At 69.5% G+C, this 24,447-nt stretch carries 28 protein-coding genes, 1 tRNA gene and 2 pseudogenes; 24 read left to right on the top strand and 7 right to left on the bottom strand.

Features of this window, described 5'->3' with window-relative positions; translation table 11 throughout:
• Positions 1-41 precede the first annotated feature (41 nt).
• From B4U46_RS16920 to B4U46_RS37410, 7 genes are all read left to right on the top strand, one after another.
• Positions 42-968 carry an NAD-dependent epimerase/dehydratase family protein gene (locus B4U46_RS16920; protein ID WP_079428345.1) on the top strand — a complete coding sequence of 309 codons (927 nt, stop codon included), beginning with the start codon at positions 42-44 and terminating at the stop codon, positions 966-968.
• A gap of 210 nt (positions 969-1,178) precedes the next feature.
• Complete coding sequence (locus B4U46_RS16915) at positions 1,179-1,445, top strand: hypothetical protein (protein WP_123995770.1); 267 nt, start codon at positions 1,179-1,181, stop codon at positions 1,443-1,445.
• Entirely contained in the window at positions 1,442-1,633 is a 192-nt protein-coding gene (locus tag B4U46_RS36605) for a hypothetical protein (RefSeq protein WP_100863376.1), read from the top strand. Before B4U46_RS16915 ends, B4U46_RS36605 begins: the two co-directional genes overlap by 4 nt.
• Position 1,634: 1 nt before the next feature.
• Entirely contained in the window at positions 1,635-1,808 is a 174-nt protein-coding gene (locus B4U46_RS37415) for a hypothetical protein (RefSeq protein WP_159036761.1), read from the top strand.
• Positions 1,809-1,871: 63 nt separating this feature from the next.
• Positions 1,872-2,081 carry a hypothetical protein gene (locus tag B4U46_RS16905; protein ID WP_079428342.1) on the top strand — a complete coding sequence of 70 codons (210 nt, stop codon included), beginning with the start codon at positions 1,872-1,874 and terminating at the stop codon, positions 2,079-2,081.
• Between the two features lie 232 nt (positions 2,082-2,313).
• Entirely contained in the window at positions 2,314-2,748 is a 435-nt protein-coding gene (locus tag B4U46_RS16895; protein ID WP_079428338.1) for an NUDIX hydrolase, read from the top strand.
• Positions 2,749-3,167: 419 nt separating this feature from the next.
• Complete coding sequence (locus tag B4U46_RS37410; RefSeq protein ID WP_159036762.1) at positions 3,168-3,329, top strand: hypothetical protein; 162 nt, start codon at positions 3,168-3,170, stop codon at positions 3,327-3,329.
• A 139-nt stretch (positions 3,330-3,468) separates the two neighbouring features.
• On the opposite strand, the pseudogene B4U46_RS36600 reads toward B4U46_RS37410, so the two are convergent.
• Positions 3,469-3,969, bottom strand: a pseudogene (locus B4U46_RS36600) (hypothetical protein); the annotation flags it as partial.
• Between the two features lie 269 nt (positions 3,970-4,238).
• On the opposite strand from B4U46_RS36600, the gene B4U46_RS16885 reads away from it, so the two are divergent.
• From B4U46_RS16885 to B4U46_RS16875, 3 genes are all read left to right on the top strand, one after another.
• Positions 4,239-4,511: a helix-turn-helix domain-containing protein gene (locus B4U46_RS16885; RefSeq protein ID WP_079428336.1), complete on the top strand. Its 273-nt coding sequence runs from the start codon at positions 4,239-4,241 to the stop codon at positions 4,509-4,511.
• Between the two features lie 217 nt (positions 4,512-4,728).
• Entirely contained in the window at positions 4,729-4,947 is a 219-nt protein-coding gene (locus B4U46_RS16880) for an excisionase family DNA-binding protein (protein ID WP_079428334.1), read from the top strand.
• Positions 4,947-6,098, top strand: a complete 1,152-nt coding sequence (locus B4U46_RS16875; RefSeq protein WP_079428332.1) for a tyrosine-type recombinase/integrase — start codon at positions 4,947-4,949, stop codon at positions 6,096-6,098. Before B4U46_RS16880 ends, B4U46_RS16875 begins: the two co-directional genes overlap by 1 nt.
• A 459-nt stretch (positions 6,099-6,557) precedes the next feature.
• Here B4U46_RS16875 and B4U46_RS16865 read toward each other — a convergent pair whose 3' ends face one another.
• A complete protein-coding gene (locus B4U46_RS16865) occupies positions 6,558-7,556 on the bottom strand; it encodes a helix-turn-helix transcriptional regulator (protein ID WP_079428328.1) in 999 nt (332 codons plus the stop codon).
• Between the two features lie 220 nt (positions 7,557-7,776).
• Here B4U46_RS16865 and B4U46_RS16860 point away from each other — a divergent pair, with 220 nt between their 5' ends.
• The 8 genes from B4U46_RS16860 to B4U46_RS40180 all read left to right on the top strand — a co-directional run bounded on the left by B4U46_RS16860 (position 7,777) and on the right by B4U46_RS40180 (position 14,380).
• On the top strand, positions 7,777-8,301 hold the full coding sequence (locus tag B4U46_RS16860) for a hypothetical protein (RefSeq protein WP_079428326.1): 525 nt from the start codon (positions 7,777-7,779) through the stop codon (positions 8,299-8,301).
• Positions 8,302-8,355: 54 nt separating this feature from the next.
• A complete protein-coding gene (locus B4U46_RS16855) occupies positions 8,356-8,880 on the top strand; it encodes a hypothetical protein (RefSeq protein WP_079428324.1) in 525 nt (174 codons plus the stop codon).
• The gene (locus B4U46_RS16850) at positions 8,880-10,079 is read left to right on the top strand and encodes an MAB_1171c family putative transporter (RefSeq protein WP_079428322.1); all 1,200 of its coding nucleotides are present in this window, start codon (positions 8,880-8,882) and stop codon (positions 10,077-10,079) included. The genes B4U46_RS16855 and B4U46_RS16850 overlap by 1 nt, the downstream gene beginning before the upstream one ends.
• A gap of 175 nt (positions 10,080-10,254) precedes the next feature.
• On the top strand, positions 10,255-10,440 hold the full coding sequence (locus tag B4U46_RS16845) for a hypothetical protein (protein WP_079428320.1): 186 nt from the start codon (positions 10,255-10,257) through the stop codon (positions 10,438-10,440).
• Between the two features lie 5 nt (positions 10,441-10,445).
• The gene (locus tag B4U46_RS16840; protein WP_079428318.1) at positions 10,446-10,724 is read left to right on the top strand and encodes a hypothetical protein; all 279 of its coding nucleotides are present in this window, start codon (positions 10,446-10,448) and stop codon (positions 10,722-10,724) included.
• A 459-nt stretch (positions 10,725-11,183) separates the two neighbouring features.
• Positions 11,184-11,726 carry a sensor domain-containing protein gene (locus B4U46_RS36595; RefSeq protein ID WP_100863378.1) on the top strand — a complete coding sequence of 181 codons (543 nt, stop codon included), beginning with the start codon at positions 11,184-11,186 and terminating at the stop codon, positions 11,724-11,726.
• A 68-nt stretch (positions 11,727-11,794) separates the two neighbouring features.
• Entirely contained in the window at positions 11,795-13,078 is a 1,284-nt protein-coding gene (locus tag B4U46_RS16835) for an FG-GAP repeat domain-containing protein (protein WP_107438278.1), read from the top strand.
• Positions 13,079-13,324: 246 nt separating this feature from the next.
• A complete protein-coding gene (locus tag B4U46_RS40180; protein WP_107438277.1) occupies positions 13,325-14,380 on the top strand; it encodes a transglycosylase family protein in 1,056 nt (351 codons plus the stop codon).
• A 133-nt stretch (positions 14,381-14,513) separates the two neighbouring features.
• On the opposite strand, the gene B4U46_RS16825 is transcribed toward B4U46_RS40180, so the two are convergent.
• Entirely contained in the window at positions 14,514-15,008 is a 495-nt protein-coding gene (locus B4U46_RS16825) for a MerR family transcriptional regulator (protein WP_079428313.1), read from the bottom strand.
• A gap of 86 nt (positions 15,009-15,094) precedes the next feature.
• On the opposite strand from B4U46_RS16825, the gene B4U46_RS16820 reads away from it, so the two are divergent.
• From B4U46_RS16820 to B4U46_RS37405, 3 genes are all read left to right on the top strand, one after another.
• Positions 15,095-15,649 carry an SDR family NAD(P)-dependent oxidoreductase gene (locus B4U46_RS16820; RefSeq protein ID WP_311736941.1) on the top strand — a complete coding sequence of 185 codons (555 nt, stop codon included), beginning with the start codon at positions 15,095-15,097 and terminating at the stop codon, positions 15,647-15,649.
• Positions 15,650-15,711: 62 nt separating this feature from the next.
• Positions 15,712-15,921 carry a hypothetical protein gene (locus B4U46_RS40335; protein WP_311736940.1) on the top strand — a complete coding sequence of 70 codons (210 nt, stop codon included), beginning with the start codon at positions 15,712-15,714 and terminating at the stop codon, positions 15,919-15,921.
• Positions 15,888-16,151 carry a hypothetical protein gene (locus tag B4U46_RS37405; RefSeq protein ID WP_123995769.1) on the top strand — a complete coding sequence of 88 codons (264 nt, stop codon included), beginning with the start codon at positions 15,888-15,890 and terminating at the stop codon, positions 16,149-16,151. The genes B4U46_RS40335 and B4U46_RS37405 overlap by 34 nt, the downstream gene beginning before the upstream one ends.
• 332 nt (positions 16,152-16,483) lie before the next feature.
• On the opposite strand, the gene B4U46_RS16815 is transcribed toward B4U46_RS37405, so the two are convergent.
• Positions 16,484-16,554: transfer RNA gene (locus B4U46_RS16815), tRNA-Gly, on the bottom strand.
• Between the two features lie 470 nt (positions 16,555-17,024).
• On the opposite strand from B4U46_RS16815, the gene dcd reads away from it, so the two are divergent.
• The gene (dcd, locus tag B4U46_RS16805) at positions 17,025-17,612 is read left to right on the top strand and encodes a dCTP deaminase (protein ID WP_007265045.1); all 588 of its coding nucleotides are present in this window, start codon (positions 17,025-17,027) and stop codon (positions 17,610-17,612) included.
• Complete coding sequence (locus B4U46_RS16800) at positions 17,609-18,106, top strand: phosphoribosyltransferase (RefSeq protein ID WP_079428312.1); 498 nt, start codon at positions 17,609-17,611, stop codon at positions 18,104-18,106. The genes dcd and B4U46_RS16800 overlap by 4 nt, the downstream gene beginning before the upstream one ends.
• A 72-nt stretch (positions 18,107-18,178) precedes the next feature.
• Here the strand turns inward: B4U46_RS16800 and B4U46_RS16795 are convergent, their stop codons facing one another.
• Positions 18,179-19,132, bottom strand: a complete 954-nt coding sequence (locus B4U46_RS16795) for a Yip1 family protein (protein ID WP_079428310.1) — start codon at positions 19,130-19,132, stop codon at positions 18,179-18,181.
• 249 nt (positions 19,133-19,381) lie between these two features.
• Here B4U46_RS16795 and B4U46_RS16790 point away from each other — a divergent pair, with 249 nt between their 5' ends.
• Positions 19,382-20,359 (top strand): hypothetical protein, encoded by a 978-nt coding sequence (locus B4U46_RS16790; RefSeq protein ID WP_079428309.1) that lies wholly within the window; start codon positions 19,382-19,384, stop codon positions 20,357-20,359.
• A 756-nt stretch (positions 20,360-21,115) separates the two neighbouring features.
• On the opposite strand, the pseudogene B4U46_RS16785 reads toward B4U46_RS16790, so the two are convergent.
• Both B4U46_RS16785 and B4U46_RS16780 read right to left on the bottom strand, forming a co-directional pair.
• A pseudogene (locus B4U46_RS16785) lies at positions 21,116-23,374 on the bottom strand ((Fe-S)-binding protein); the annotation flags it as partial.
• 110 nt (positions 23,375-23,484) lie between these two features.
• Positions 23,485-24,126, bottom strand: coding sequence for a sugar transferase (locus tag B4U46_RS16780; RefSeq protein WP_311736939.1), 642 nt, complete (start codon positions 24,124-24,126; stop codon positions 23,485-23,487).
• Positions 24,127-24,447 lie beyond the last annotated feature (321 nt).

The following is a 24,447-nucleotide window of genomic DNA, read 5'->3' as shown; positions in this document are numbered from 1 at the left end:
TCCGGCCGACGGCTGTTTCCACCACCACCGAGGAGCCACCCGTGTCCTTGCATGTCATTGTCGGAGCCGGAGCCACCGGATCGGCCGCCGCTCGCCTGCTGGCCGCCGCAGGTGAGCGGGTCCGGCTCGTCACCCGCCGCGGCAGCGGCCCGGAGCATGAGCGGATCGAACGAGTTGCCGCCGACGCCTCCGACACGGCGCGGCTCGTCGAGCTGACCCGTGGCGCGGCGGTGGTGTTCAACTGCGCGATGCCGCCGTACGACCGTTGGCCCGCTGAATTCCCGCTGTTGGGCGCCGCTGTGCTGGCTGCGGCCGAAGGCGTCGGTGCGGACTACGTCATGCTCGGCAACACGTACGGCTACGGGCCCGTCGACGGGCCTGTCACCGAAGGCCTTCCCATGGCTCCGACCAGTATCAAGGGCGTGATCCGGGCCCGGATGTGGGAGGAGGCTCTCGCCGCCCACGACGCCGGCCGGGTCCGGGTGACGGAGGTCCGCGCCAGCGACTACCTTGGCGCAGGCGCTCTCTCGCCGTTCACGCTCATGGTCGGGGCGCAGGTCCTGGCCGGCTCGCCCGCCGCCTACCCGGGTGACCTGGACGCCCCGCACAGCTGGACCTACACCGGCGACGCGGCACGCGCCCTCGTCGCCGCGGCAGGCAGCGAGCAGTCCTGGGGCCGGGCCTGGCACGTCCCCTCCACTTCCGAGGTGCCGGTACGCGAACTGGCCGCGCGCCTGGCCACGGCGGCCGGCGCGCCCGAGCCGAGGCTGATCCGCATGACGCGCGAGGAGCTGGAGCAGATCGGGCGGACCGATTCGGTCATGGCGGAGTTCCCGGAGATGCTCTACCTGTACGACCGGCCCAGCATCCTGGACGCCTCGTACACGACGCAGGCTCTGGGCGTCACCCCCTGCCCGGTCGGCGAGGTTCTCGCCGAAATGGCCGCGGAGCACGCGGCAGCTCTGTGACAGCCTGATGCGGTGGGGGCAACGACGAAGCCTGACACCGGCTCGGTAAGGGTAGGCAGGGCCGCACCTGACCCCTGGGCGCCGCCCGGCGCCCGCGCGCTTCAGGGTTCGGCTTCCACCCATGTTCATGGTGCGTCGCTTCTCTCGGCTTGGTCCTCCAGCGGGAGAGTCTCATAGAGTCAAGTCATGGTGACGGTTTATGCTCGGGTTGTGCGAGCCGCCAGTGAACCCCTGACCGACGTCGAGAAGGCCGACCTGGACGACGCCCTCCAGGCCGTCCGCCGGGCCGAGCAGGCCCTTGCGCGGGCGCAGGCGCACCTCAATCGCACGGTGGGCCGGATCGGCTCCGCCGACCGCTATGGGCAGAAAGCTGCGGCAGGCCGCCGCGTCGGCTGGTCCCGCCAGCACGTCACCACCCTTGTCAACGCCTACCGTGCGGGCGAACTTGGCCACGAGGAGGGGACCGAAGCCGCATGAGCACCGCGCCCCAGCCGTCCGCTGTCCCGCAGCCGCCCGTCCAGCCCGAGGCGGTCCGCGCCGCCCTCGCCCAGGTGGCCCCGCAGCTGCTTGCCGACTTCGACCGCGACCGCGCGGCCAGCACCGCCCGCGCGCGCCGAGGTTTCCGCCATTTCCCTCCGCACCTTCACGGAGGCGTGGGCCGTTGAGGTGGCCATTGCCCGACACCCGGAGACCGCCGCCCGACTCCACGCGCTTGAGGCCCGCGCCGGAGAGGTCACCGACCTCGGCGAGGCCCGAGACATCGTCGGCGAGATCAGCCGCATCCGCACCGCCGCCGCCGCCGAGGCCGGGCTCCGAACCGCCGACGAGGCCGCCCGGTGACCGACGACCGTTGGGTGGGAGTACGCCTTCCACGCCGAGGACGAGGCCGGCTACCCGAAAGTTGTGCGTGACGAGGTGAAGGCCGTCGCCGACCAGATCGTCGAACTGGCCAGCCTCGGCATTGACCCGTTCGAACTCGGCGACCCCACCCCCGGTACGGCTCGCCGTCACATGCTCCCCTCCGGTGGATGGTTCGAGGCCCAGGCGCTCCCCCGGATGAGGCCACGCCTCCTCGCAGTGGTCTTGGTCGTGCCGCCACCGCACCTGCTGTGACACTCGTTCGTTGGCGGAGGGCGAGCTAGCGCGGATCGACCAACGGAGCTCGCGGGCGATCGACCCGGGCATGCCGGGTCGCGCCGCCGGCCTTGTCCTCTCCACAGCGACCATGCCGCTCAGCACCTTCCTGGTGGGCCCCTCCGCCTCGTTCATCACTGGGCAATCCGTCCACGTCGACGGCGGCTGGCTGCTGCACTGAGACCGTCAACAGGCAAGGAGACAGAACGAAATGAAGGAACGAGTCCGCGCCGTCCTCGTCACCGCCGACGACACGATGCTGGTCATCCGCCGAACCAAGCCCGACATCCCCCCGTACTGGGTGCTCCCGGGCGGCGGAGTCGAGCCCGGCGACGAGTCCCGGGAGGCCGCTCTCCACCGGGAGATCCACGAGGAGATCGCGGGGAAGGCCGACATCGTCCGACTCCTCCACACGATGGAGACCGACGACGAGCGCCAGCTCTTCTACCTCGCCCGCATCGCGACCTGGTCCTTCGAGGACCGTACCGGCCCCGAGTTCAGCGCCGAAGGCCGGGGCGAGTACGCACTGGAGGAGATCCCGCTGACCGTCGAAGGCCTCGACGGCATCGACCTCAAGCCCGAGGAAATGGCCCACGTCCTGCGGGGCGCCATCAGCGTCGGGACTCTCGCCCTGCTCAGTCACTGAACGACCCGGGTGTGCTTCCGGGGCACACCTGCTTGCTCCGGGAGGGACATGGCCGCCGCGCTGATGGCGGCGGCCATCGAGCTGCCGTCCGATTCGGCGAGCGCTTGCGTCGGGGTGCGGACTTCTCCTCGGCTGCGATCCGCCCTCGGTCGCTGTCTGGCGGACCGGTGCCCCCTGGCTCCGGTCCGCTCTCGCCACCCCTGGGGCGGGTCTTAGCCGATAACTTGCTCCAGCTGGAGCGGGGTGAGCGGTTCCGGCTGCTGCCGGTCGTTGGCGACGAGGGTGTGCTGCTCGTGCATCGTGCGGGCCTTCGGAAGCGGGCGGTGCGGTAGGGCGACGACCGCGGGGAGGACGAGCGGCCCGCCCCTTGGTGTGTTCCGTGGGGCGAGCAGCGGTGGTGGGAGTTAGGCGGCGTCCGCTTGGGCGGCATCGCGTTCGGCCTGGAGGTCTTTCTCGGCTCTTTCGAGGAGGCCCTTGCCGGCGCCCAGGCCATGGGCGCGAACGGCTTCCTCCATGCGGCGGCGGGAGACCCTGCCTCCACCAGCGGGGCCGTGCGCCCGATCTCGACCACCTGCTCGTAGGTGGCGCCGGGCTGCTGCTCGGAGCGTTCGATGGCCCGCTTCACAGGCTCAGCCACTTGCTCGGGTTGTGGCTGAGCCACCTCTGCAGCGGGCTGCGGTTCGGGCGTGGCAGCGGAGCCATGTCCGGGCCGGGGGCGCACTCCGCGACTTTCGCCGAGCCGAAGATCGTGTCGACCTCGTCCACCAGCAGGGTCGGCGGATCCGACTCGCCGATCGACCGGAAGATCGCCGCAGCCGAGGCGTTCACCGTGATCAGCGGGTCGTGGACGGTCTCGGTGATCACGTCCAGGAGACGGGACTTGCCGCACCGCTTCGCAGGCCCCACCACCGCCAGGCGCGGTGCGTGCTGCCACACCCTCTGCAGGTGCGTGGCTGCTACCCACAAGGTCACCGCCGTGAGCGCCTCGGGGCTGGGCAGCACCACGTACCGCTCGATCTGCGCGGCCAGGTCGACCAGCGCCTGGTCCCCTTGCGTGAGGGGGCCGATTGGGGCCGAGCGGCGCTGCGAGGGGGTGGTCTTCGGCTCGGCTACTGCGTCCTCCGGGGCGGTGCGGTCGGGATCAGGCTGGCCGGGGACTGCCACCGGCGGCCAGAGCGCCTTCGTGGGCGCGGCGGCGGGGTCGGGGGTGTTGGGCATCAAGGGGGCGGCTCCTTTGCCGGCGGCCGGGTTGGCGGCCACCTCTCGGAAATGGGGCGGGAAATCCGGCGGGACCGGAGTGCGTGGACAAGACAGCCACACCCCAGGCCTAGAAGTCCAGAGATAGCTCTAACACTCCTGAAGACTTTTTCGACCCCATGACCGTAGACCCGGAATCTCGGTCGACGAAATCACCGCATACGGTCGGTGCATCGCTCACGGCAGACAGGGAAAGGGTTCCCAAAGGTCCGCAGCGGAGCTACAACACACCAATGCCACCGCGATCTCTTGAAATCGGACCCGCAGGCCGCGCCGCCGCCCAGGCCATAGAGCGCACTCGTGTCGCCCGCGGCTACTCCCAGCGACAGCTCGCCGCTCGCGTCCGCGCCCTGGGCCGGCCCATGACCTCCACCGCGCTCTCGCGTCTGGAGCGCACCGTCCGCCGCTGCGATGTCGACGACCTCGTCGCCATCGCCGCCGCCCTCGGAACGCCGCCCCAGACCCTCCTCGGGAACCCGTCGGCGGCTGGAGCGGGCGAAATATAGCCGACGATCCCCGGTTTCCCAAACCGGGGATTCTCCAGACCATTGGTGTTCCCGGTGCACCTGCCCGGACCATTCCTTGCCACACTCCTGTCCATTTCCTGAGAGGAAACTCTTGCACCGATCGCCGATAACCCCTGCCCGGAAAACCCTGCCCGCCGGTCGAGTAGGAGAGAAGGGCGGAAAGGAAATCGCAGGGAAGCCTCGCACCGCGAAGGAGATGAATTCCGGCGATCGCCTGCTCACGGTCGACGAAGTAGCAGAACGCCTCGGCACGGGCGTCCGCTTCATCCGGCGGCTGATCCAAGAACGCCGGATCCGTTACGTCAAGCTCGGCAAGCACGTCCGCATCGCCGAGAGCGTGCTGGCCGCGTACATCGACGCGAGTACCGTCCCCACCCTCCGCGAAGCGCGCTCCCGCTTCGGGAAGGCGGCCTGATGGCGGCCCGCAAGCCGCAGCGGCGGCGTGAATTCGGCACCACCCGCCAGCTTCCGTCCGGTCGTTGGCAGGCACGCTACTGGGCGCCCGACGGCAGTCGCCGTACGGCCCCGGAGACCTTCGCGACGAAGACCGACGCGCAGGACTGGCTCACCCTCACCAAGGCGGACATCCAGCGCAACCACTGGACCGACCCCGACGTCGGCAAGGTCAACTTCGAGGAGTACGCCCTCAAGTGGGTCGACGAGCGGGGCCTCGCCGCCACCACGGACGAGCTGTACCGCCGGCTCCTGCGTCTTCACGTCCTCCCCGGCTTCGGCGACCTCGACCTGGACGAGATCACCCCGCAGGCCGTACGCACCTGGCGGGCCGAGCGCCTGACCGCCACCGGCGCAACGACGGTCGCCAAGTGCTACCGGCTGCTGAAGGCCGCCATGGAGACGGCGACCGACGACGAGCTGATCCGCCGCAACCCGTGCCGCATCAGGGGCGCGGGTAGCGAGCAGGCCAAGGAGCGTCCGACCGCGACCGTCGCCCAGGTCGACGCCCTCGCCGAAGCGATGGGCCCGCGCTGGCGGCTGATGGTCTACTTCTGCGCCTACGGCCCGATGCGCCCGGAGGAGCAGGCGGCCCTGCGCCGGACCTCGGTCACCCTGGACCCCCTCGCCGTACGGATCACGGAGGCTGCACCGGAGCTGAACACCGGCCGCCGCGTCGAGGGCGAAACCAAGTCGGCGGCGAGCGTCCGCACCGTCTACCTGCCGGCCTTCCTCTACATGGAGGTTAAGCGGCACCTCGACTGGTTCGCGGAGAAGCAGCCCGACGGGCTGCTGTTCGTGGGGGAGAAGGGAGCGCCGTTTCGGCGCACGTCCTTCGGCCGGAAGTGGGCCAAGGCCCGAGCGAAGGTCGGCCTGCCGAAGGACTTCCGCTTCTACGACCTGCGCCACACCGGGCACACCCTCTCCACGCAGTCCGGCGCGACACTCAAGGACACGATGGTCCGCGCCGGCCAGTCCTCGGAGAAGGCCGCGATGATCTACCAGCACTCCGACGACGAACGTCAGCAGGAGGTCGCCGGAGGCATCGATGCCAGGGTCCGCGCAGCCCGTCAGAAGGCGGCGGCCGAGCCGCGGCTTGCGCGTCAAGCATGAAGGCTGGTGGTGCCAAAGTGAAGGAGGCCCAGGTCACCGACCTGGGCTTCCTTCGTGGCACGGATGCAAGGGTCGCGACCGCGCAGCTGTCGGGCCGGCTCGTGTCGCCGAGGCCGCATCGAGTTCGTCCGTCACCTGTGGCAGCGTCTCGGAGAAGTCGGGGCTCGTGCCGACCGGACGGCAGAATTCCGCCCGGTGCGCGTCCTACTGGGCGGGCTGGAACAGATAGCCCGCTGGGTTGTCGTAGCGGCGCGAGCCCGGCACGTCCACATGCCCACTGCGTAGGCCGTCGCGCAGTGTGAGCAGCGTGCACAGCGCCCAGTACTGCCGGTACGCGATGGCATCGCCGTTCGCCGCCGGGGCGGCCTCTGTGAGACCGCCCCTGACCACTCCACAGACCGCTACACCCCGGCCGCCCAGCGAAACCCACAGATCAAACAGCGAAATCCTGCTGGAGTACTAGCGCAGCCAGCCGTGTTGGGCTGCCTTCAATCCGGCCTCGAAGCGGCTCGACGCATCGAGGCGTTCCATGAGGCCGGCCATCTGCCGGCGCACGCTACGGGCGGAGATGCCGAGGCGTCGCCCCGCGACCTCGTCGGTGAGGCCGGACGCCAGGAGCCTGAGCAGCTCCTGCTCGGAGGCGGTGAGACCGCTCTGGGCGTCCTTGGAACGGTCGGCGCCCAGCGGGACGGCGGAGTTCCACGTCTGCTCGAACAGTGCGACCAGTGAGGCAACGATCCCCGCCTCGCGGGTGCACAGCGCGCCCCGCTTCGTGTCGGCCGGATCGATGGGGACCATGGCGACCTTGCGGTCGAAGACGAGCATGCGCGGAGGAAGCGTCGGACAGGTGCGCACCCCGCCGCCCCGTTCCGTCATCCACCGCGCGTAGGCGAGGGTCGCCGGGTCGTGGCGCACGCTGTCCTGGTAGAGCGTCATAAGGGTGATTCCCCTACTCATGGCCGCGTCGTCCAACGGTCTGGACGCGTCGAGGCTGGCCTGTGACTGTGCCCCGCCCGGCATGACGGACAGGCACTCGCCGGACACTTCCCGCGCGAGGACTTCCAGGGTCGTCTGGATGGCGTCGAGACCGACCAGGCGCTGGGTGTGAGCGGCCGGGGAGGCCGGCGTAGCGGGGCGCAGGTCGGCGTATTCGGCGATGGCCAGCGCCGCGGCGGCCCTGCTCAGTTCGAGCTCCTGCCGTCGGCGCAGGAGTTCCTCCTCCTGTCGTCGCAGGAGCATCTCCAGGCCGAGCTCCGGGCTGACCGGCCGCATGACACCGAGTGCCTCCCGGGAGGCACGCAGGAGCCGGAGGTCGGCGAGCCTGTCGAGGGCGTCGCGCACGGTGCTCTCGGGTACGCCCAGTTGCTCGCAGAGGTCCTGCACGCTGCCCTCGGGATCGGAGAGCATGGCCCGGTACACCGCTTCTGATGCGCCATCCAGCCCCAGCATGTCCAACATCCGCCAGCCCCCCGGCCTACAAGACGATTAAAATCGCCGCGAGTCTATGGTTCGACCTGTGATTGATCAACTGGGTCGTGGACCAACTGCCGTCCAGTGCCCGCCCTGGAAGGGGGGTTGCCTGAGTCCCCGTCGGCTTGAGCGGCGTGTGCTGCGGCGACTAAAATCGTCACCTCGTGTGGGGGGTATGTTGATCGTCGACTGATCGGAGCTGACCGGAATGGACGCAGAAGCAGTTGGTGACCGCCACCATCCGCCTTCGCCGCCCGACCGTGCCCACAAGATCTCCGAAAAACTCGCCAGGCTGATCGCCCAGGAGGCTGCCCGAACCGGAGGGAGGGCGCCCACGTACCGGGAGCTGGCCGATCGGGCCAATCGGATCGCCGGACGCAACGTCATCTCCAAGGACACGATCCGCAATCTGCACCAGGCGACCACGCAGAAGGGGCAAGCCCCCAACCCGACAGTCGAGACACTGGACTGGCTCGGCCTGGCGTTCGGCATCCGCTCCGGTGCGACGTACTTCCTCGACGACGCCAAGGCCGCCGCCGTGGACGAGCAACTGCTTGCCCTGGAGAAGTTGGCGGGCATTCAGGCGGCTGTGGGGAACGCCGGGGTCATCGGCCTGGCGCAGCGCGCCTCAGGGCTGTCCGACAACAGTCTCCACATGCTGGTCGCGCTCGCCGACCGCCTGAGCGCGCTTGAGGCAGAGGCTGCGGGAGAGGCAGGCAGCGGCGCGTGGTAGCCGCCACGTAGGGTGGGCAGCGCACTGACTGCTGACCGAAGGATCCCTCTCCACATGCCCGTACCGCGGGGCCTGCGCAGGCGTTGCGAGAGCATCTTGGCTGAGTTCGAGCTGCCCGATCCATTCACGGTCGACTCCTTCCGCGACGCCCTGGCCCGGCACCGGGGGCGCCCCATCGTGATGGAGCCGCTTCCCGAGACCGGCCTCGCCTCCCCGTGCGGGGCGTGGATCACGCTGCCCAGCGTGGACGTCATCCTCTACGAGCAGCGAACCAGTCCGGCCCACCAAGACCTGATTAAGCTCCACGAGCTCGGTCACGTACTGTGCGGCCACACCCCCACGGTCGAACTGGCCCAGCTCGCCCGGGCCCTCACCGAGCTGACCCCGGAACTGCTCACCCACACACTCGGCAAGGCCCGCAGCGATTTCGAGGCGGTCGAGGAGCAGGAAGCCGAGATGATCGCCGTGCTCCTGGCTGACCTGGCCGGCGCCGACCGGGTCGGCACCCCGTCCTCGCGCCGACTGGCAAGCAGCCTCGCACATCCCATACGCCGCCTGCGGTCCTGGCGAGGTGAGTGATGAACCCGATCTACGCGTTCACCATTCCCGCTGTGCTGTGGACGGTGGTGATCTGGCGGGCTCCCTCCGCCTTCAACGGCTCACGTCCGTCGAGGTACCTGTGGGGCTGCCTCACCGCGATCACCATGGCGATGACCACCAGACCGCCTGCCGTGGAGAACCTCATCCGGGTCGCCACGGGCTCACCCGACCTGTCCGTCCTCATCAAGCACCTGGCCGGCCTGGCGTCGAATTACTTCATCCTGGAATACGTGATCACGGTCCACGGCCGCAGACCACGACGAGCCGCCACCGTACGTCTGCGGATCGCCTCGGTACTGACGGCCGCGATCGCCCTCACCGTTCTGTTCGTCTTCTCCTTCGAGCACGACCCCACCCTTCCGGCGACCCAGGTGACCGACTCCCACCTCGGCGACCCGGCGGTGCGCCTGTACGAAGGCATCGTCTACGCCTACCTCGGCACCTCGACCCTGCTGTCGGCGAGGCTCTTCTGGTCGAACCGGCGCAGCGTGCCCCGAGGCCTCCTGCGAGCGGGGGTCGTGTGCCTGACCGCCGGCTGCGCGCTGGGCTTCGTCTATACCGCCTACCGGGTGGTCTTCCTCGCCCGCGCACAGAGCCGGACGCCTGCCCCCGGGCCCTCGACCGGGGAACCCCTCTCCGAGTTCCTGCCGGCCGTCACCCTCCTCCTTCTCGTGGTCGGCCTGGCCCTGCCGCCCCTGAGAACGCTGGGCCGATACCTCCACGACCAGTACGCGCTGTGGCGGTTGCATCCGCTGTGGTCCGAGCTGCTCCATGCCGCACCGACCGTGGTGTTCGGCCCACGTGTGGGCCGCACGCGCGACCTGTTCGTCCTCGGCGACCGGACCCTGGATGTGGCCCACCGTGCCTTCGAGATCCGCGACGCCTGTCTCGTACTGCGCGATCGGTCCGTGGCAACTCGCCCCGAAGGACCGGGGGCCGATTCCGACTCGCCGCTGGGAGGCGGTGAGACCGACGCCCGCACGGAGGCCGCGTGGCTGTTCGCCGCGCTCCACGGGGACCCCGATTCCGGCCACCCGCCCCTCCCGTCGCATGCGAGAACTCCCAGCGAGGAGATCGCGTGGCTGCTCAAGGTGGCCGCCGCCTACCGGCAGTTGTCAGGCGCGCAGGGTGCTGCCGCAAGGGGCTGTCAAGGCAGGTCGGCGGAGCTCGCGTCCTGATGCGGCCAGGCCGCATGCTGACGGGCTCATTGCCTTCCCGGGGATGGCCGGTGTCGGCAGGATGGTGATCACCGGAACGGCGGAGGACACCGAGTCCCAGCCGGCCCGGGGGACCAACCACCTGATCACGGGGTCCCTGTCATCCGCACCCACGCCACCAGTTAGGGGTACCGCCATGTCCAGAACCGCCCGCCTGCTGACCACCGCCTTCCTCACCTCCGTCCTGACCGGCGTGGCGGCGCCCCTCGCCTCGACCTCCTACGCCGCGGCGGGCCCGACCGGTATCGGCTGGGACGTGGCCCCGGTGAACGGGACGATGTCCGCGAGCGGTTCGCCGACCAACGGCATCGGCTGGGACTGACCACGATGGTGCCCGTCCATCTCACCCTGACGCAGACCGGGGGCGGAACACCCGACGAGAGCCAGGCCCACGCCCTTGTGGACATTCTCTGGGCCCACGCCACACCCGAATGCGGCATGGAACACATCCGGGCACGCACCACCCCGGCCGGCATCGGGATCATCCTCTTCATCCGGGCCGCGAGCACCGACATCGCGCACGCCAAGGCTGGGCGGTTGATGACCGGGGCGCTCGCCTCGGGTGCCACCTGCGCCCGCGGATACTCCGTCACGCTCCACCACTGAGCGAGGACCGGCCCACAGCGGAGTCCCGCCGCCTCTTCTCCGCATGAGCGCAACTCCTCTGCGCGTCGCCGGCGATGTGACCTGCCGACGCGGGGTGTGTCCATCCCCCCTGCTTCGGAACCACCTTCCGTCATGCCCTTCACCACCCCAGGAGTCGTCATGTCCATGCCAAAGCCCCGATTGACGTTCAGCGCCGTCTCGGTGGCCCTGGCCGTCTGCGCGGCGGCTGTGGCGACGGCCGGCTGCGGCCGGGCCGACACCGGCTCCGCGCCGGCCGCAGCCGCTCACGAATCCCCGGCCACAGTGCAGGCGCCCGATTCCCTGACGAGCGCTCCTCCGCCGGACAAGAAGTCCGCCGATCCGACGACGGGGCCTCAGTCCTCGACTCCGTCGGCACCCCGGTCACGGGCCGGAAAGGCCACGCAGGGGAAGGGGGATCCGGGCGGCGCAGCGCGCACGGTGGCCGTCAAGCCGGAGGGCCTGGCGAAGCTGCCCGTCGAGAAGAGCCTCGGCTGGAAGCCGGACGGGCCGCTGAGCAGCCAGGAACTGCGCGGGCAGAAGATCACGCTGAACGAGTGCGCGACCGTCGCCGGCGCCACCCTCTGGCAGCAGCAGGGATACCTGAGTTCGGCCAGGAACGCCGCCGGTCAGCAGCTTTTCTCTTTCCCCGACGCCGCGTCCGCCAAGGGAGCCTACGACCAGCTCGTCGCCGACATGAACAACTGCCAGGCCACGTCCCGCGGACTCCAGGCCCGCGAGGGAGTACCGCAGGACGCCGTCGTGTCCACGACCGCCACCAGCAAGGACGGCACCGCCTGGTCGCGCCATTGGACGGGCACCGCCCGCGACGTGCAGACAAACCACCTCTACGCCGTCCACCAGGGCGACCACCTCACGCTCTTCCAGTTCGACGAGCTGGCCGAGCGCCCCGCACCGCCGCACGACACCGGCACCGACGCCGCCGTACTCGGCGCGCTGGCCGACCTCGGCGCCCAGAACTGAGTGCGCCAACAGACCTCGTACGACCCCGCAGGATCCCAGCCGTTTCCCTCTCTTCATCAGGAGTCACGTTGTCCGTCAAGACCTCGGCCTTCCGCGCCGCGAGCATCGTCACCGCCGCCTGCGCCGCCTCGCTCGTCCTGTCCGTCATGCCCGCCCACGCCGACAGCATCCAGGCCACCTACTCTTCCGTCACCTCGACCGGATCGCTGGGCAACAACGCCGCCCCCGGCGGCAAGGTCTCCCGCAGCCAGGCCATAGCCCGGGCCCAGGTATGGGTGGACGAGCAGGTCCCGTACAGCGCCAACGGCCTCACGGCCCCCTACAGCTGGTGGTCCGACGCCCGTACCGGCGGCCGCTACCGGCAGGACTGCTCCGGCTTGGTCTCGATGGCCTGGCAGCTCGACTCCAGCCGCACCACCTACTCCCTGCCCGACGTCTCCACACAGATCAACAAGTGGGATCTGCAGCCCGGCGATGTCCTCAACAGCAACGACCACGTCGTTCTCTTCGCTGGCTGGCGGGACAAGAGCGCGGGCACCTTCAACTACTACCAGGAGAGCAGCCGCAGCCGGCCGACGAACTACAACACCGACGGCAACCTGTACGCCTCGACCCTGGCCAGCCACCCCACGAGCAGCTACTCGGCACTGCGCTACGACAACATTGTCAACAACATCACCGTGCGCCCGACCCAGGTCGGCGTGTATCACGGGTCGACGCAGACGTTCTACGAGGGCGACAACGCGGGCAACACCCTGGGCTCGGCGAAGTACGGCAATCCCGGCTGGGTTCCGCTGGCGGGTGACTGGAACGGCGACAAGGTGGCCAGCATCGGCGCCTATGACCCGGCCACCGCGACCTTCTACCTGTCCGACGACAACAGCACCACCGTCGGCTCCATGAAGTTCGGCAACCCGAACTGGGTTCCGGTGGTCGGTGACTGGAACGGTGACGGCAAGGACACCATCGGCGCCTTCGACCCGACGACGGCCACTTTCTACCTGTCCAACGACAACGGGTCGACGGCCACGAGCTTCGTCTACGGCAGCCCGGGCGACATTCCTTTGGCCGGTGACTGGGACGGCGACGGCAAGGACGCGGTAGCCGTCTACCACCCCGACAACCAGACCTTCTACGAAGGCGACCTTGCGGGCCACACCATCGGCCAGGCGATGTACGGAAACGCCGGCTGGACCCCGCTGATCGGCGACTGGAACGCCGACGGCATCAGCAGCATCGGCGCCTACGATCCCGCCACGCAGAAGTTCTACCTCTCCAACGACAACAGCACCACGGCGGCAAGCTTTGTCTACGGCAGCCCCGGCGACACCCCCATCACCGGCACCTGGTAGGTCGGGCGACCCAAGGTGCGATATCTCAGTCGGTAGGCGCCGGCACCCAGCCGGCGCCCACCCGGTACACGCACCCGAGCCCGCCACAACCTTGAGCAGTCTGCTCAACGGCCAGGCCGGTCGCTGCGGCTGTCGACCTCCGCAGCGTGCTCCCACCAGGCAGTGACCCCTCACCCGATCGCGGCCTCGCCGCCATCCACGCATGCCATGCCCCCGTTTTCCTTTCACAGAAGGAGCCCATCACCCATGCGCCGCCCCACGTCGACCGCCGCCCGTACGGCTGGTTCGCTCGCTCTGGCCCTTGCCACGGCCTGCCTCACGGCTGTCGCCGCCCAGCCTGCCCAGGCGGCCTCGGTGGCCACCTGGGACAAGGTCGCCCAGTGCGAGTCCACCGGGAACTGGAGCGTCAACACCGGCAACGGTTACTACGGCGGGCTTCAGTTCAGCCTGAGCACGTGGAAGGCATACGGCGGCAGCCAGTACGCCGCCTACCCGCACCAGGCCACCAAGCAGCAGCAGATCCTGATAGGCGAGAAGGTCCTGGCCGGCCAAGGTCAGGGTGCCTGGCCCAGCTGCGGCCCGGCGGCCGGTCTCGGTGCGGACGACGCCGATCCGTATCCGGCGCCCAGCCCCCGTAAGACCTATGCAGGCGTGTATCACGGGTCGACGCAGACGTTCTACGAGGGCGACAACGCGGGCAACACCCTGGGCTCGGCGAAGTACGGCAATCCCGGCTGGGTTCCGCTGGCGGGTGACTGGAACGGCGACAAGGTGGCCAGCATCGGCGCCTATGACCCGGCCACCGCGACCTTCTACCTGTCCGACGACAACAGCACCACCGTCGGCTCCATGAAGTTCGGCAACCCGAACTGGGTTCCGGTGGTCGGTGACTGGAACGGTGACGGCAAGGACACCATCGGCGCCTTCGACCCGACGACGGCCACTTTCTACCTGTCCAACGACAACGGGTCGACGGCCACGAGCTTCGTCTACGGCAGCCCGGGCGACATTCCTTTGGCCGGTGACTGGGACGGCGACGGCAAGGACGCGGTAGCCGTCTACCACCCCGACAACCAGACCTTCTACGAAGGCGACCTTGCGGGCCACACCATCGGCCAGGCGATGTACGGAAACGCCGGCTGGACCCCGCTGATCGGCGACTGGAACGCCGACGGCATCAGCAGCATCGGCGCCTACGATCCCGCCACGCAGAAGTTCTACCTCTCCAACGACAACAGCACCACGGCGGCAAGCTTCGTCTACGGCAGCCCCGGCGACACCCCCATCACCGGCACCTGGTAGCTGGCCCAGGATCCCGCTTCTGGCATAGTCCGGGCGACTCAGAGCCTCAGGTCGCCGACCTGGGGCTCTGCCATGAAGCGCATGCGTCGAACTCGCGCTACATGCTTCGGAATCCCCCAAGGTGGCTGTTGCTCTATCGATCTTGATGGGCGTGAGTTCGAGGCCGCCGAATCGGTTGGGTGATTTCCTGGCTAGCCGAGCACGGGGGTTCTGAGCGTTGCTCGGTATCCGGGTGGGATGGGTTCCAAAGTCGGTCGGCTTCGCCGCGGGCGACATGGTCCTCGTAGATCCGCACCTTGTTCCGCATCACGTCCAGGGTCCCCTGCAGCTCCCGGATCTGCGCCTCCACGTGGTTTTGGTGTCGGCGCAGCAGCTCAAGCCGCTCGTGTTCGTTGCCCGGGCCCTGGCGGACCAGTTCGATGTACTGCCGGATCACCGCCAGGGACATGCCGGAGGAACGCAGCTTTGTGCAGATCGCCAGCCACTCCAGATCTTCCTCGTGATAGATGCGGCGGCCGTTGGACAGGCGGCGTACCGGGTTGACGAACAGGCCCTCCCGCTCGTAAAACCGCAACGCGTGCACGCTGAGTCCACTGCGCTGCGCCACCTCACCGATGCTCAGGTCCATGAGTGCCCGCCCTCACACAGCTGTTGATCTAGACAGGACTCTAGGTTCTAGCGTCGAGCCGTCGGCCCATCGGAACAGGGGAGAACATGAGTATCTGGCTTATCACCGGGGCATCGCGGGGGCTCGGCGCGGCGATCACCCGGGAGGCGCTGGACCGAGGGCACAGCGTGATCGCTGCGGCGAGGGACGTATCGGCAGTGCTCAAGGCGTACCCGCACAAGCCGGATGAACTGTTGGCGGTGAATGGGGACGCGACCGAACCGGAGCAGCTGACGGCCGCTGTGGAGGCCGGGCTGGCCCGGTTCGGCCGGATCGACATCGTGGCCAACAACGCCGGTTACGGCCTCGTCGGTGCAATCGAGGAGACCTCCGACAAGGCCGCTCGGGCACTGTTCGACGTCAACGTGTTCGGCGTGCTCAACACGTTGCGGGCGACCCTGCCGACCCTGCGGGCCCAGCGATCCGGGCATGTCCTGAACATCGGCTCCGTGGGCGGTTTCGCCACCGCACCAGCGACGGGCCTGTACGGCGCATCCAAATTCGCCCTCGAAGGCATCTCCGAAGCACTGCACGGCGAACTGGCCCCCTCGGAGTCCGCGTCACGGTCATCGAGCCGGGCGGCTTCCGCACGGACTTCCTGAGCAGCTCCAGCTTTCAAGTCGAGCCGGCCGCCATCGCCGACTACACCGAGGGCGCGGGACCGGTGCGCGAAGCGCTGGCTTACTACGACGGCCGCCAGCCGGGCGACCCGGTGAAGGCTGCCAAAGCCATCGTCGACGTCACCGAGACTGCCGAGCCTCCGCTGCGCCTCCAGCTGGGCGCAGACGCGGTCGAGCGCGTCGAGGCGAAACTGGATCTGGTACGGCGTGAACTCGACCAATGGCGCCACGTAGCACTCTCTACCTCCATCTGATAGGCGAGCGGGCGCCCCCACCGCCGCCCGCTCGCGCTCTGCTGTACGACCTGGGGTATGAGGACCTGGACTCCCTCGGCAACCGGCTCGTCGATGCGATCGTGGCCCACGGCACCGCCGAGGACATCGCCCGCCGCGTCCGTGAGCACCTCGACGCCGCGGCCGATCACGTCAGCCTGCACCTCCTCACCACCACACCCCGACGCCTCGCCCATCCAGCAGGAGCATGAGCTCGCCACACACCTACTGCCCTGAATGGATAAAGCGGGCGAGGGATGGCGATCGTCCCTGTGAGGTGCGTTCGCGTCTGTGTCGTCCGCATCGGATCAACCGCCTCTTTGGGAACGTGAATTCGCGCAGATGCCTACAGCTCGTGGCGCAGGTCACATAAAAGCCGTCTCGCGGTGCGAGACGGCGGTGCGCTCGGGTGGTGCGAGTGGCGTGGGAAAGACCCTCTGGGCAGGGGTTTCCTGAGGGTTGGGGCACGCGGAGGGCACGGCAAGGGCTGACAGGTCTAGACAACGAAGAAGGCCCAGGTCGCTGACCTGGGCCTTCTTGCGAGAGCGGATGACGGGAATCGAACCCGCGCTATAAGCTTGGGAAGCTCATGTTCTACCATTAAACTACATCCGCGCAGAGGGCCCAGTTGCCTGGATCCCTACCGTTGCACACTGTACCCCATGATCGACCCCCGGTGAATCCGCCCGCGGGGTCGCCGTCTTTCGTGTGGGGCACCAGGCGTCACGCGGGCGGGAGTTGGGGCGTACCTTTGGGGTGCGGAGCGGCGGCTGGAGTGGGTCTCGTTCATCCCCTAATGTGGCGATTCATCGCAGTACGGCTCGTTGGGGAAAGGGACTCGATGGAGCGCACAGTCGTCCGTTGTGCCGAAGGGCACGTTTTCAGCACCGCCTCCTTCCCGCTGCAGCACCTCGGTGCCGGCCGGATCGGACCGGGGCGGCTGCTGCGGTGTCCGCGGTGCGCGCGGCTGAGGCACGCGGTGCCCGTGGGCGGCGTCAAGCGGTAGGGCCGTCACGCACGGCTTCCGGGCGCGCGGGCCCGCTCTCGATTGGGGGCGGCCCGCGCGCTCTGCGTATCCTCGGGACGTGCTTCTCTCCGACAAAGACATCCGGGCCGAGATCGACAGCGGACGGGTTCGCATTGACCCGTTCGACGAGTCGATGGTGCAGCCCTCCAGCATCGACGTACGCCTCGACCGGTTCTTCCGGGTCTTCGAGAATCACCGCTACGCGCACATCGACCCCGCCATCGAGCAGCCCGACCTGACCCGCATGGTCGAGCCGGAGGGGGACGAGGCCTTCATCCTGCACCCGGGTGAGTTCGTCCTCGCCTCGACGTACGAGGTCATCTCGCTGCCCGAGGACATCGCCTCCAGACTGGAGGGGAAGTCCAGCCTGGGCCGCCTGGGTCTGGTGACGCATTCGACGGCCGGGTTCATCGACCCCGGGTTCTCGGGCCACGTGACCCTGGAGCTGTCGAACCTCGCCACCCTGCCGATCAAGCTCTGGCCGGGCATGAAGATCGGGCAGCTGTGCATGTTCCGCCTCAGCTCGCCCGCGGAGTTCCCGTACGGCAGCGAGCGGTACGGCTCCCGGTACCAGGGGCAGCGCGGGCCGACCGCCTCGCGCTCCTTCCAGAACTTCCACCGCACCCAGGTGAGGCACGAGGCATGAGCGAAGTACGCGAGACCCTGACCTACGAGGCGTTCGGCAACGCCATCCGCGAGCTGGCGCAGGCCGTCGCCGCCGACGGCTACGAGCCGGACATCATCCTCAGCATCGCCCGGGGCGGGGTGTTCGTCGCCGGGGGTCTGGCCTACGCGCTGGACTGCAAGAACATCCACCTCGTGAACGTCGAGTTCTACACCGGCGTGGGCACCACGCTGGAGATGCCGGTCATGCTGGCGCCCGTGCCCGAGGCCATCGACTTCACCGACAAGAAGGTCCTCATCGCAGATGACGTGGCCGACACCGGGAAGACGCTCAAGCTCGTCCACGACTTCTGCCTGGGCCATGTCGCCGAGGTCCGCTCCGCGGTGATCTACGAGAAGTCGCACTCGCTCGTGAAGTGCGAGTACGTGTGGAAGAAGACCGACGACTGGATCGAGTTCCCGTGGTCCACGGAGCCGCCGGTGGTCAAGCGCGAGGGGCAGATCCTCGACGCCTGAGCCGGGTGGGCAAGGGGAAGGGCCCGCCGCGCTGGTGCGCGGCGGGCCCTTCCGTGTGTGCGGGGCGCTCCGTCAGAGCGTGCCGAGCTTGATCATCGACAGCAGGGCGACCAGCTGGATCGCGGACGCGCCCAGCGCCTTCTGCCAGGGCAGGTCGTGCGACTTGCTGACCATCGAGGTGAAGAGCGCCCCGGCAGCCAGCCAGGTCACCCACCCCAGGACCTGGACGACCATGTTGTCGCCGCTGAGGAACACCGCCACCAGCAGGCGCGGAGCGTCCGTGATGGACATGACCAGCATCGACAGGCCCACGGTCGGCTGCCACGCCCCGTCGCCGCCCAGCTGGCGCGCCAGGGTGTGCGTGACGGCGCCCAGGATGAGGCCGCAGAGGACGAAGGCCACGCCGGTGCTCAGGACGATCGGGATCAGCTGGGTGAGGGTCGCCTTGATCGCGTCCTCGCGGGCCTTGTCGAAGCCGAAGACGGCGAGCATGCCGTAGACGAAGGTCACGGTGAGGGCCGGACCCCAGACGGCGTAGTCGCGCATCTGCAGGAACGTCGGCCCGGGCCGCAGCACGATGCCGCGCAGCAGGTCCTTCCAGTGCAGGCGCGGCCCGGCCGGGGCGGGGGTCGCGGTGCCCGCGTGGTAGGTCGCCGCCTGGCTGTACGGGTCCTCGCCGACGGAGAAGGCCTGGGTGTGGCCCGGGTTGTCCGCGTACGAGGGCTCGTGCGGGGCGGCGTGGTGCGGGTGCTGCGGGTGCTGGCCGTGGTGGCCGCCGTGGGCGCCGCCGCCGTACGGGTCGAAGTACTCCGGCTCCCCGTGGCCGCCGGTGCTCCCGCCCGGCTGCGGCCAGTGCTGCTGGGGTGGCGGGCCGCCGGCGGGCGGGTACGGCTGATGGCCGTACGGTGCCTGCGCCTGCGCCTGGGGCGCCTGCTGCTGACCGTACGGCTGCTGCCGCGGGGCGTGCGGGGGTTGTTGCGGGGGGCGGTTGTCGTCCCGGCCCCGTCCGATCCTGAATCCAGCCACGTGATCGAAAGTACCTGCTCGCGGGAGCGGCCGGGGCCGGGCCGGTGGAAACGGGGCCTTTGCGGCTGAGCTGTGACATCCCCTAGGGGCCCCTAGGGGGGAGTGCGGGTGGGTGGTTTACGGGGCCGTGCGGTGTTTTGGTAGCGTTCGTTACATTGCCTACGGATTGCGTATGGGTGGGGCTCGTAGGTTCGAAGTGTCCTCGAGCGCTGAGAGCCGTGTCTCCGAGCAAGGAAAGAGCCCCCCGCCATGCGTCGCACCACTGTTTCCACCTCCACCCCCCTCCGTACCGCCGTCGTCCTGACCGGCGCCGCCGCCGTGCTGGCGCTGCCCGTGGGGTCCGCCTTCGCCGACTCGCCGGAGGGGCCGGAGCCGCAGGTGCTGCCGGGGGTGGAGCGGCCGGCTGTGGATCCGACGCCTTCGGTGGATCCGAAGCCGCAGGTCGATCCGACGGTGGAGCCGAAGCCCTCCACTTCGCCTGGGCCGGCGGCCGGGAAGCGGGTGTACGTCACCACCGTGAAGCTGGCCGACGGGTCGGTGGCGAAGGTCTACAAGGTCGGCGGCGGTCACTTCGAGGCGGACGTCCTCGTGGGTGGCACCAAGCTGGACACCCTGGTCAGCAAGGGCGGCAAGCCGGCGTACGGGCAGAACAACGGCCTGCACGTCGTCCTGCACCCGAACGGCACCGTGACCTCGTGGATCGAGGGCGGCGATCCGAAGCCGAAGCCGAAGCCCAAGCCCAAGCCGAAGCCGACGGACGAGGTGCGCAAGGGCGAGGTCCGCAAGGGCGCTCCGGTACGGATCACCATGCCGGACGGGCGGATCGCGAAGCTGATCGACCACGGCCCCATGGACAAGCGCGTCGAGATCTCCATGCCGAACGGGAACGTCCTCGGCAGCATCGACCTGAAGGACCCGAGCGTCGTGAACGACGGCTGGACGTACAAGCTCGTCCGGGACGGGGACCGGGTGAAGTTCGTCGTCATCGACGGCAAGGGCGGCGGGGACAGCTGGGTGTACGACTTCGCCACCGGGAAGCTGATCGAGCGGTACGAGGCCGAGAAGCGCGGGCGGGTCGTCCCGAAGGGCGGGGTGAAGGCGGGGGCCGAGGGGGTTGCGAAGCCGGAGGCGGACACGCCGGTGCTGCTGGCCGCGGGTGGGGGGATGGCCGCGATCGGCGCGGCCGGGCTGGGCTTCGCGGTCCTCCGCGACCGCCCGCGCGGCTGACCGCCCCGCGCTCCTGGGTGAACGGCGACGGCCGGCCCCCGAGAAGGGGACCGGCCGTCTCTTCGGTCGTACCGGCGGTCGGTGCTACTTGGCGCCGTCGGCCTTCGCCGCGGACTCCGGCGCGGATTCCGGCGCGGCGTCCTCGGCCTTCACGTCCGCCTTGGTGTCGGCCTCGGCCGTCACCTTCGCGTCGGTGTCCGCCTCGGCCTGACCCTCGGCCTTGGCGTCGGCCTCGGCGTCGGGCTGACCCTCGGCCTTGGCGTCGGCATCGGTCGCGGGCTCTGCCTCCGGCTGTGCGGCCGCCGACTCGTCCTTGACCTCGGTGGGCTCCGCCGGAGCCTCGGCCTTCGCGTCCGCCGCCGCGGGGGCCTCGGCCTCGGGCTTCGTGTCCGCCGCCTCGGCGGCTTCCGCCTTCTCCTCCGCTGCGGGAGCGTTCTCGGCGTCCTCGGTCGCGGCGTCGGCGTCCGGGGTCGTCTCAGCCTCAGCCTCGGCCACAGCCTTAGCCTCCGGCTCGGCCTCCGCCTTGGCGTCGGCGTCTGCGTCGGCCGCAGCCTCCGGGTCGGCCTTGGCCTCCGCCGGGGTGTCTGCGTCGGCCGCGGCCTTTGCCTCCGGCTCGGCCGCAGCCTCGGTCTCGGCCTCCGCGTCCGCCGTCGCCTCGGCCTCCGCCTTGGCCTTCGCGTCAGCCGCGGCCTTTGCCTCAGCCTCCGCCTTGGCCTTCGCCTCCGCCTCCGCCTCGGCCTTCGCCTCCGCCTCTGCGGCGGCCTCCGCCTCCGCGGCTGCGGCGGCCAGTTCTTCCTCCGTCGGTTCCGGGGTCTTCACCGACTCCAGCAGGAGCTGGGCGACGTCGACGACCTGGACGGATTCCTTCGCCTGGCCGTCGTTCTTCTTGCCGTTGACGGAGTCGGTGAGCATGACCAGGCAGAACGGGCAGGCGGTCGAGACGATGTCCGGGTTGAGGGACAGGGCCTCGTCGACGCGCTCGTTGTTGATGCGCTTGCCGATCCGCTCTTCCATCCACATCCGCGCGCCGCCCGCGCCGCAGCAGAAGCCGCGTTCCTTGTGGCGGTGCATCTCCTGCTGGCGCAGGCCCGGGACCGCGGACATGATCTCGCGCGGCGGGGTGTAGACCTTGTTGTGGCGGCCCAGGTAGCAGGGGTCGTGGTAGGTGATCAGGCCCTCGACCGGGGTGACCGGGGTGAGGCGGCCCTCGTCGATGAGGTGCTGGAGCAGCTGGGTGTGGTGGATGACCTCGTACTCGCCGCCCAGCTGCGGGTACTCGTTGGCGATGGTGTTGAAGCAGTGTGGGCAGGTCGAGACGATCCGCTTGGCCGACTTCGGCTTCTTCGTCGCCGGGTCCTCGTCGTCCTCGCCGAAGGCCATGTTGAGCATGGCGACGTTCTCCTGGCCCAGCTGCTGGAACAGCGGCTCGTTGCCCAGGCGGCGCGGGGAGTCACCGGTGCACTTCTCCTCGCCGCCCATGATCGCGAACTTCACGCCCGCGATGTTCAGGAGCTCGGCGAAGGCCTTCGTGGTCTTCTTCGCGCGGTCTTCGAGGGCGCCGGCGCAGCCGACCCAGTACAGGTAGTCGAACTCCGAGAGGTCCTCGGCGTCCTTGCCGATGATCGGGACCTCGAAGTCGACCTCCTTGGTCCATTCCACCCGCTGCTTCTTGGCCAGGCCCCAGGGGTTGCCCTTCTTCTCCAGGTTCTTGAGCATCGTGCCCGCCTCGGACGGGAACGCGGACTCGATCATCACCTGGTAGCGGCGCATGTCGACGATGTGGTCGATGTGCTCGATGTCTACGGGGCACTGCTCCACGCACGCGCCGCAGGTGGTGCAGGACCACAGCACGTCGGGGTCGATGACGCCGTTCTCGTCGGCGGTGCCGATCAGCGGCCGCTCGGCCTCCGCGAGGGCGGTGGCGGGGACACCGGCGAGCTGCTCGGCGGTGGCCTTCTCCTCGCCCTCCATGGTCTTGCCGCCGCCCGCGAGCAGGTACGGGGCCTTGGCGTGCGCGTGGTCGCGCAGCGACATGATCAGCAGCTTGGGGGAGAGGGGCTTGCCGGTGTTCCAGGCCGGGCACTGCGACTGGCAGCGGCCGCACTCGGTGCAGGTGGAGAAGTCGAGGATGCCCTTCCAGGAGAACTGCTCGACCTGGGAGACGCCGAAGACGTCGTCCTCGCCCGGGTCCTCGAAGTCGATCTCCTTGCCGCCGCTCGTCATCGGCTGGAGGGCGCCGAGCGCCGTCGCGCCGTCGGCGTTCCGCTTGAACCAGATGTTCGGGAACGCGAGGAAGCGGTGCCAGGCCACACCCATGTTGGTGTTGAGGCCGATGGTGATCGCCCACGTCATGGTCACGCCGAGCTTGACCATCGCGAAGAAGTACACGAGGTTCTGGAGCGTGCCCAGGCTCAGCCCCTTGAAGGCCAGCACCAGCGGGTACGAGGCCCAGTACGACGCCTCGTAGCCCTCCACGTGGTGGATGGCGCCCTCGAGACCGCGCAGGGACATGATGCAGATGCCGATGACGAGGATGACGTACTCGACGAAGTACGCCTGCCATGCCTTCGAGCCGGCGAAGCGCGACTTGCGACCGGCCCTCGAGGGAAGGTTCAGCAGCCGGATCACGATCAGGACGGCGATGCCGAGCGTCGTCCCCAGCGCGATGAACTCGGTGTAGAGCTCGTACGGCAGGAAGCCGCCGAGCACCGGCAGCACCCAGTCGGCCTTGAACAGCTGGCCGTAGGCGGTGACGATCGTCAGGCCGAGGGTGAGGAAGCCGAAGGCGACGAACCAGTGCGCGACGCCGACGACGCCCCAGCGGTTCATACGGGTGTGGCCGACGAACTCCTTGGCCAGGGTGACGCTCCGGGCGGCCGGATCGTCGGTGCGGCTGCCCGCCGGTACGGGTTGGCCGAGCTTCACGAACCGGTAGATCTGCGCCACGGCTCGGGCGAGCAGCGCGACGCCGACCACGGTCAGGACCAGCGACACGATGATCGCGGCGAGTTGCATGGGAGGGCTCCTCGGGCGGGACTTACTAAGCGGTAACTTATTGAGTCAAGGCTTGAGGTTACCCATTTCCCGCGCCGCACTGTAGGTGAGTGAGCGGTGATCTGTGTCGCTCAGGCACGCCTCTGTTCGTAGGCGGCCCGAGGGGTCTTCGCGAGGATCGCGAGGTCCATCCCCAGCCAGTGGCTCTCCACATAGTGCCGGTCCAGCAGGGGCATCTCCTCCCAGGGGAGGTCGGAACGTGCGCTGACCTGCCACAATCCGGTCATTCCGGGGCGTACGAGCAGGCGTTCGGGGTGGTCCGTACGGGTCTCGGGGCGCGGCCCGACCAGCGACATCTCGCCACGCAGCACGTTCAGCAGCTGGGGCAGCCCGTCCAGGGCGCACCGCCGTACCCAGGCCCCGGGGCGGCCGGCCCCCTCGGTGCGCAGCCGCCAGGTGCGGAAGGGGCGGCCGGCCAGACCGAGCGCGGGCTCCCGTACGAGGACGCCCGCGCGGGTGGCCCCGTACAGGGCGGCTGCCGCCAGGAGGAGCGGGGCCGCGCACAGCAGGGTCAGGGGGACCGCGCCGATCAGGTCGCACACCCGCTTGGCCGGGGGCCTGGCCGGCCAGTGCATCCGGATCCGGCTCCGGAGCGACCACAGCCGGGCGGGCCGGGCGGGCCGGGCGGCCCAGCCGGACCAGGGAGCCCGGGCGGGCCGGGCGTACCGGGCGAGCCGGGCGGCCCGGGCGGGCAGGGGCGGCATCAGAGGCATGCCAGGCACGCTGCCGGACGCCCGCCGCGAGCCGGGCGCGCCGCGCGGCCGGGCCCCGCACCGGGACCCGTTCGGGTGCCGCGCCGCGGCCGGGGGCTCTGCCCCGGAACCCCCGCGCCTCAAACGCCGGCGGGGCTGGATTCTGCAGCGCCGGGTCGCGCGTGCGCGACGCCGTCCCGCGGATTTCAGCCCCGCCGGCGCTTGAGGCGACGGGCGCGCAGCGCCCCGTAAGCGGGGAACCTGAGCGTAAGCTCCGCCTAAAGGTTGAGCCCCCTCGACTCACCTCTGTTGACGCAGGCGCGGCGGTGCGGCATCCTTGAG

The organism is Streptomyces katrae (genome assembly GCF_002028425.1).
GTDB lineage: Bacteria > Actinomycetota > Actinomycetes > Streptomycetales > Streptomycetaceae > Streptomyces > Streptomyces katrae_A.
The sequence above is the reverse complement of the archived record's forward strand: the minus strand, read 5'-3'. Positions and strand labels throughout refer to the sequence as shown.

Coding starts and splice junctions, on each gene's coding strand:
- B4U46_RS16895 (WP_079428338.1), top strand. CDS start 2,314: ATGAAGGAACGAGTCCGCGCCGTCCTCGTCACCGCCGACGACACGATG.
- B4U46_RS16855 (WP_079428324.1), top strand. CDS start 8,356: ATGCCCGTACCGCGGGGCCTGCGCAGGCGTTGCGAGAGCATCTTGGCT.
- B4U46_RS16780 (WP_311736939.1), bottom strand. CDS start 24,126: ATGCCTCTGATGCCGCCCCTGCCCGCCCGGGCCGCCCGGCTCGCCCGG.
- B4U46_RS16790 (WP_079428309.1), top strand. CDS start 19,382: ATGCGTCGCACCACTGTTTCCACCTCCACCCCCCTCCGTACCGCCGTC.
- B4U46_RS16840 (WP_079428318.1), top strand. CDS start 10,446: ATGGTGCCCGTCCATCTCACCCTGACGCAGACCGGGGGCGGAACACCC.
- B4U46_RS16825 (WP_079428313.1), bottom strand. CDS start 15,008: ATGGACCTGAGCATCGGTGAGGTGGCGCAGCGCAGTGGACTCAGCGTG.
- B4U46_RS16880 (WP_079428334.1), top strand. CDS start 4,729: ATGAATTCCGGCGATCGCCTGCTCACGGTCGACGAAGTAGCAGAACGC.
- B4U46_RS16800 (WP_079428312.1), top strand. CDS start 17,609: ATGAGCGAAGTACGCGAGACCCTGACCTACGAGGCGTTCGGCAACGCC.
- B4U46_RS16850 (WP_079428322.1), top strand. CDS start 8,880: ATGAACCCGATCTACGCGTTCACCATTCCCGCTGTGCTGTGGACGGTG.
- B4U46_RS40180 (WP_107438277.1), top strand. CDS start 13,325: ATGCGCCGCCCCACGTCGACCGCCGCCCGTACGGCTGGTTCGCTCGCT.
- B4U46_RS16875 (WP_079428332.1), top strand. CDS start 4,947: ATGGCGGCCCGCAAGCCGCAGCGGCGGCGTGAATTCGGCACCACCCGC.
- B4U46_RS16845 (WP_079428320.1), top strand. CDS start 10,255: ATGTCCAGAACCGCCCGCCTGCTGACCACCGCCTTCCTCACCTCCGTC.
- B4U46_RS37405 (WP_123995769.1), top strand. CDS start 15,888: ATGGCGCCACGTAGCACTCTCTACCTCCATCTGATAGGCGAGCGGGCG.
- B4U46_RS16865 (WP_079428328.1), bottom strand. CDS start 7,556: ATGTTGGACATGCTGGGGCTGGATGGCGCATCAGAAGCGGTGTACCGG.
- B4U46_RS36605 (WP_100863376.1), top strand. CDS start 1,442: ATGAGCACCGCGCCCCAGCCGTCCGCTGTCCCGCAGCCGCCCGTCCAG.
- B4U46_RS16820 (WP_311736941.1), top strand. CDS start 15,095: ATGAGTATCTGGCTTATCACCGGGGCATCGCGGGGGCTCGGCGCGGCG.
- B4U46_RS16885 (WP_079428336.1), top strand. CDS start 4,239: ATGCCACCGCGATCTCTTGAAATCGGACCCGCAGGCCGCGCCGCCGCC.
- B4U46_RS16860 (WP_079428326.1), top strand. CDS start 7,777: ATGGACGCAGAAGCAGTTGGTGACCGCCACCATCCGCCTTCGCCGCCC.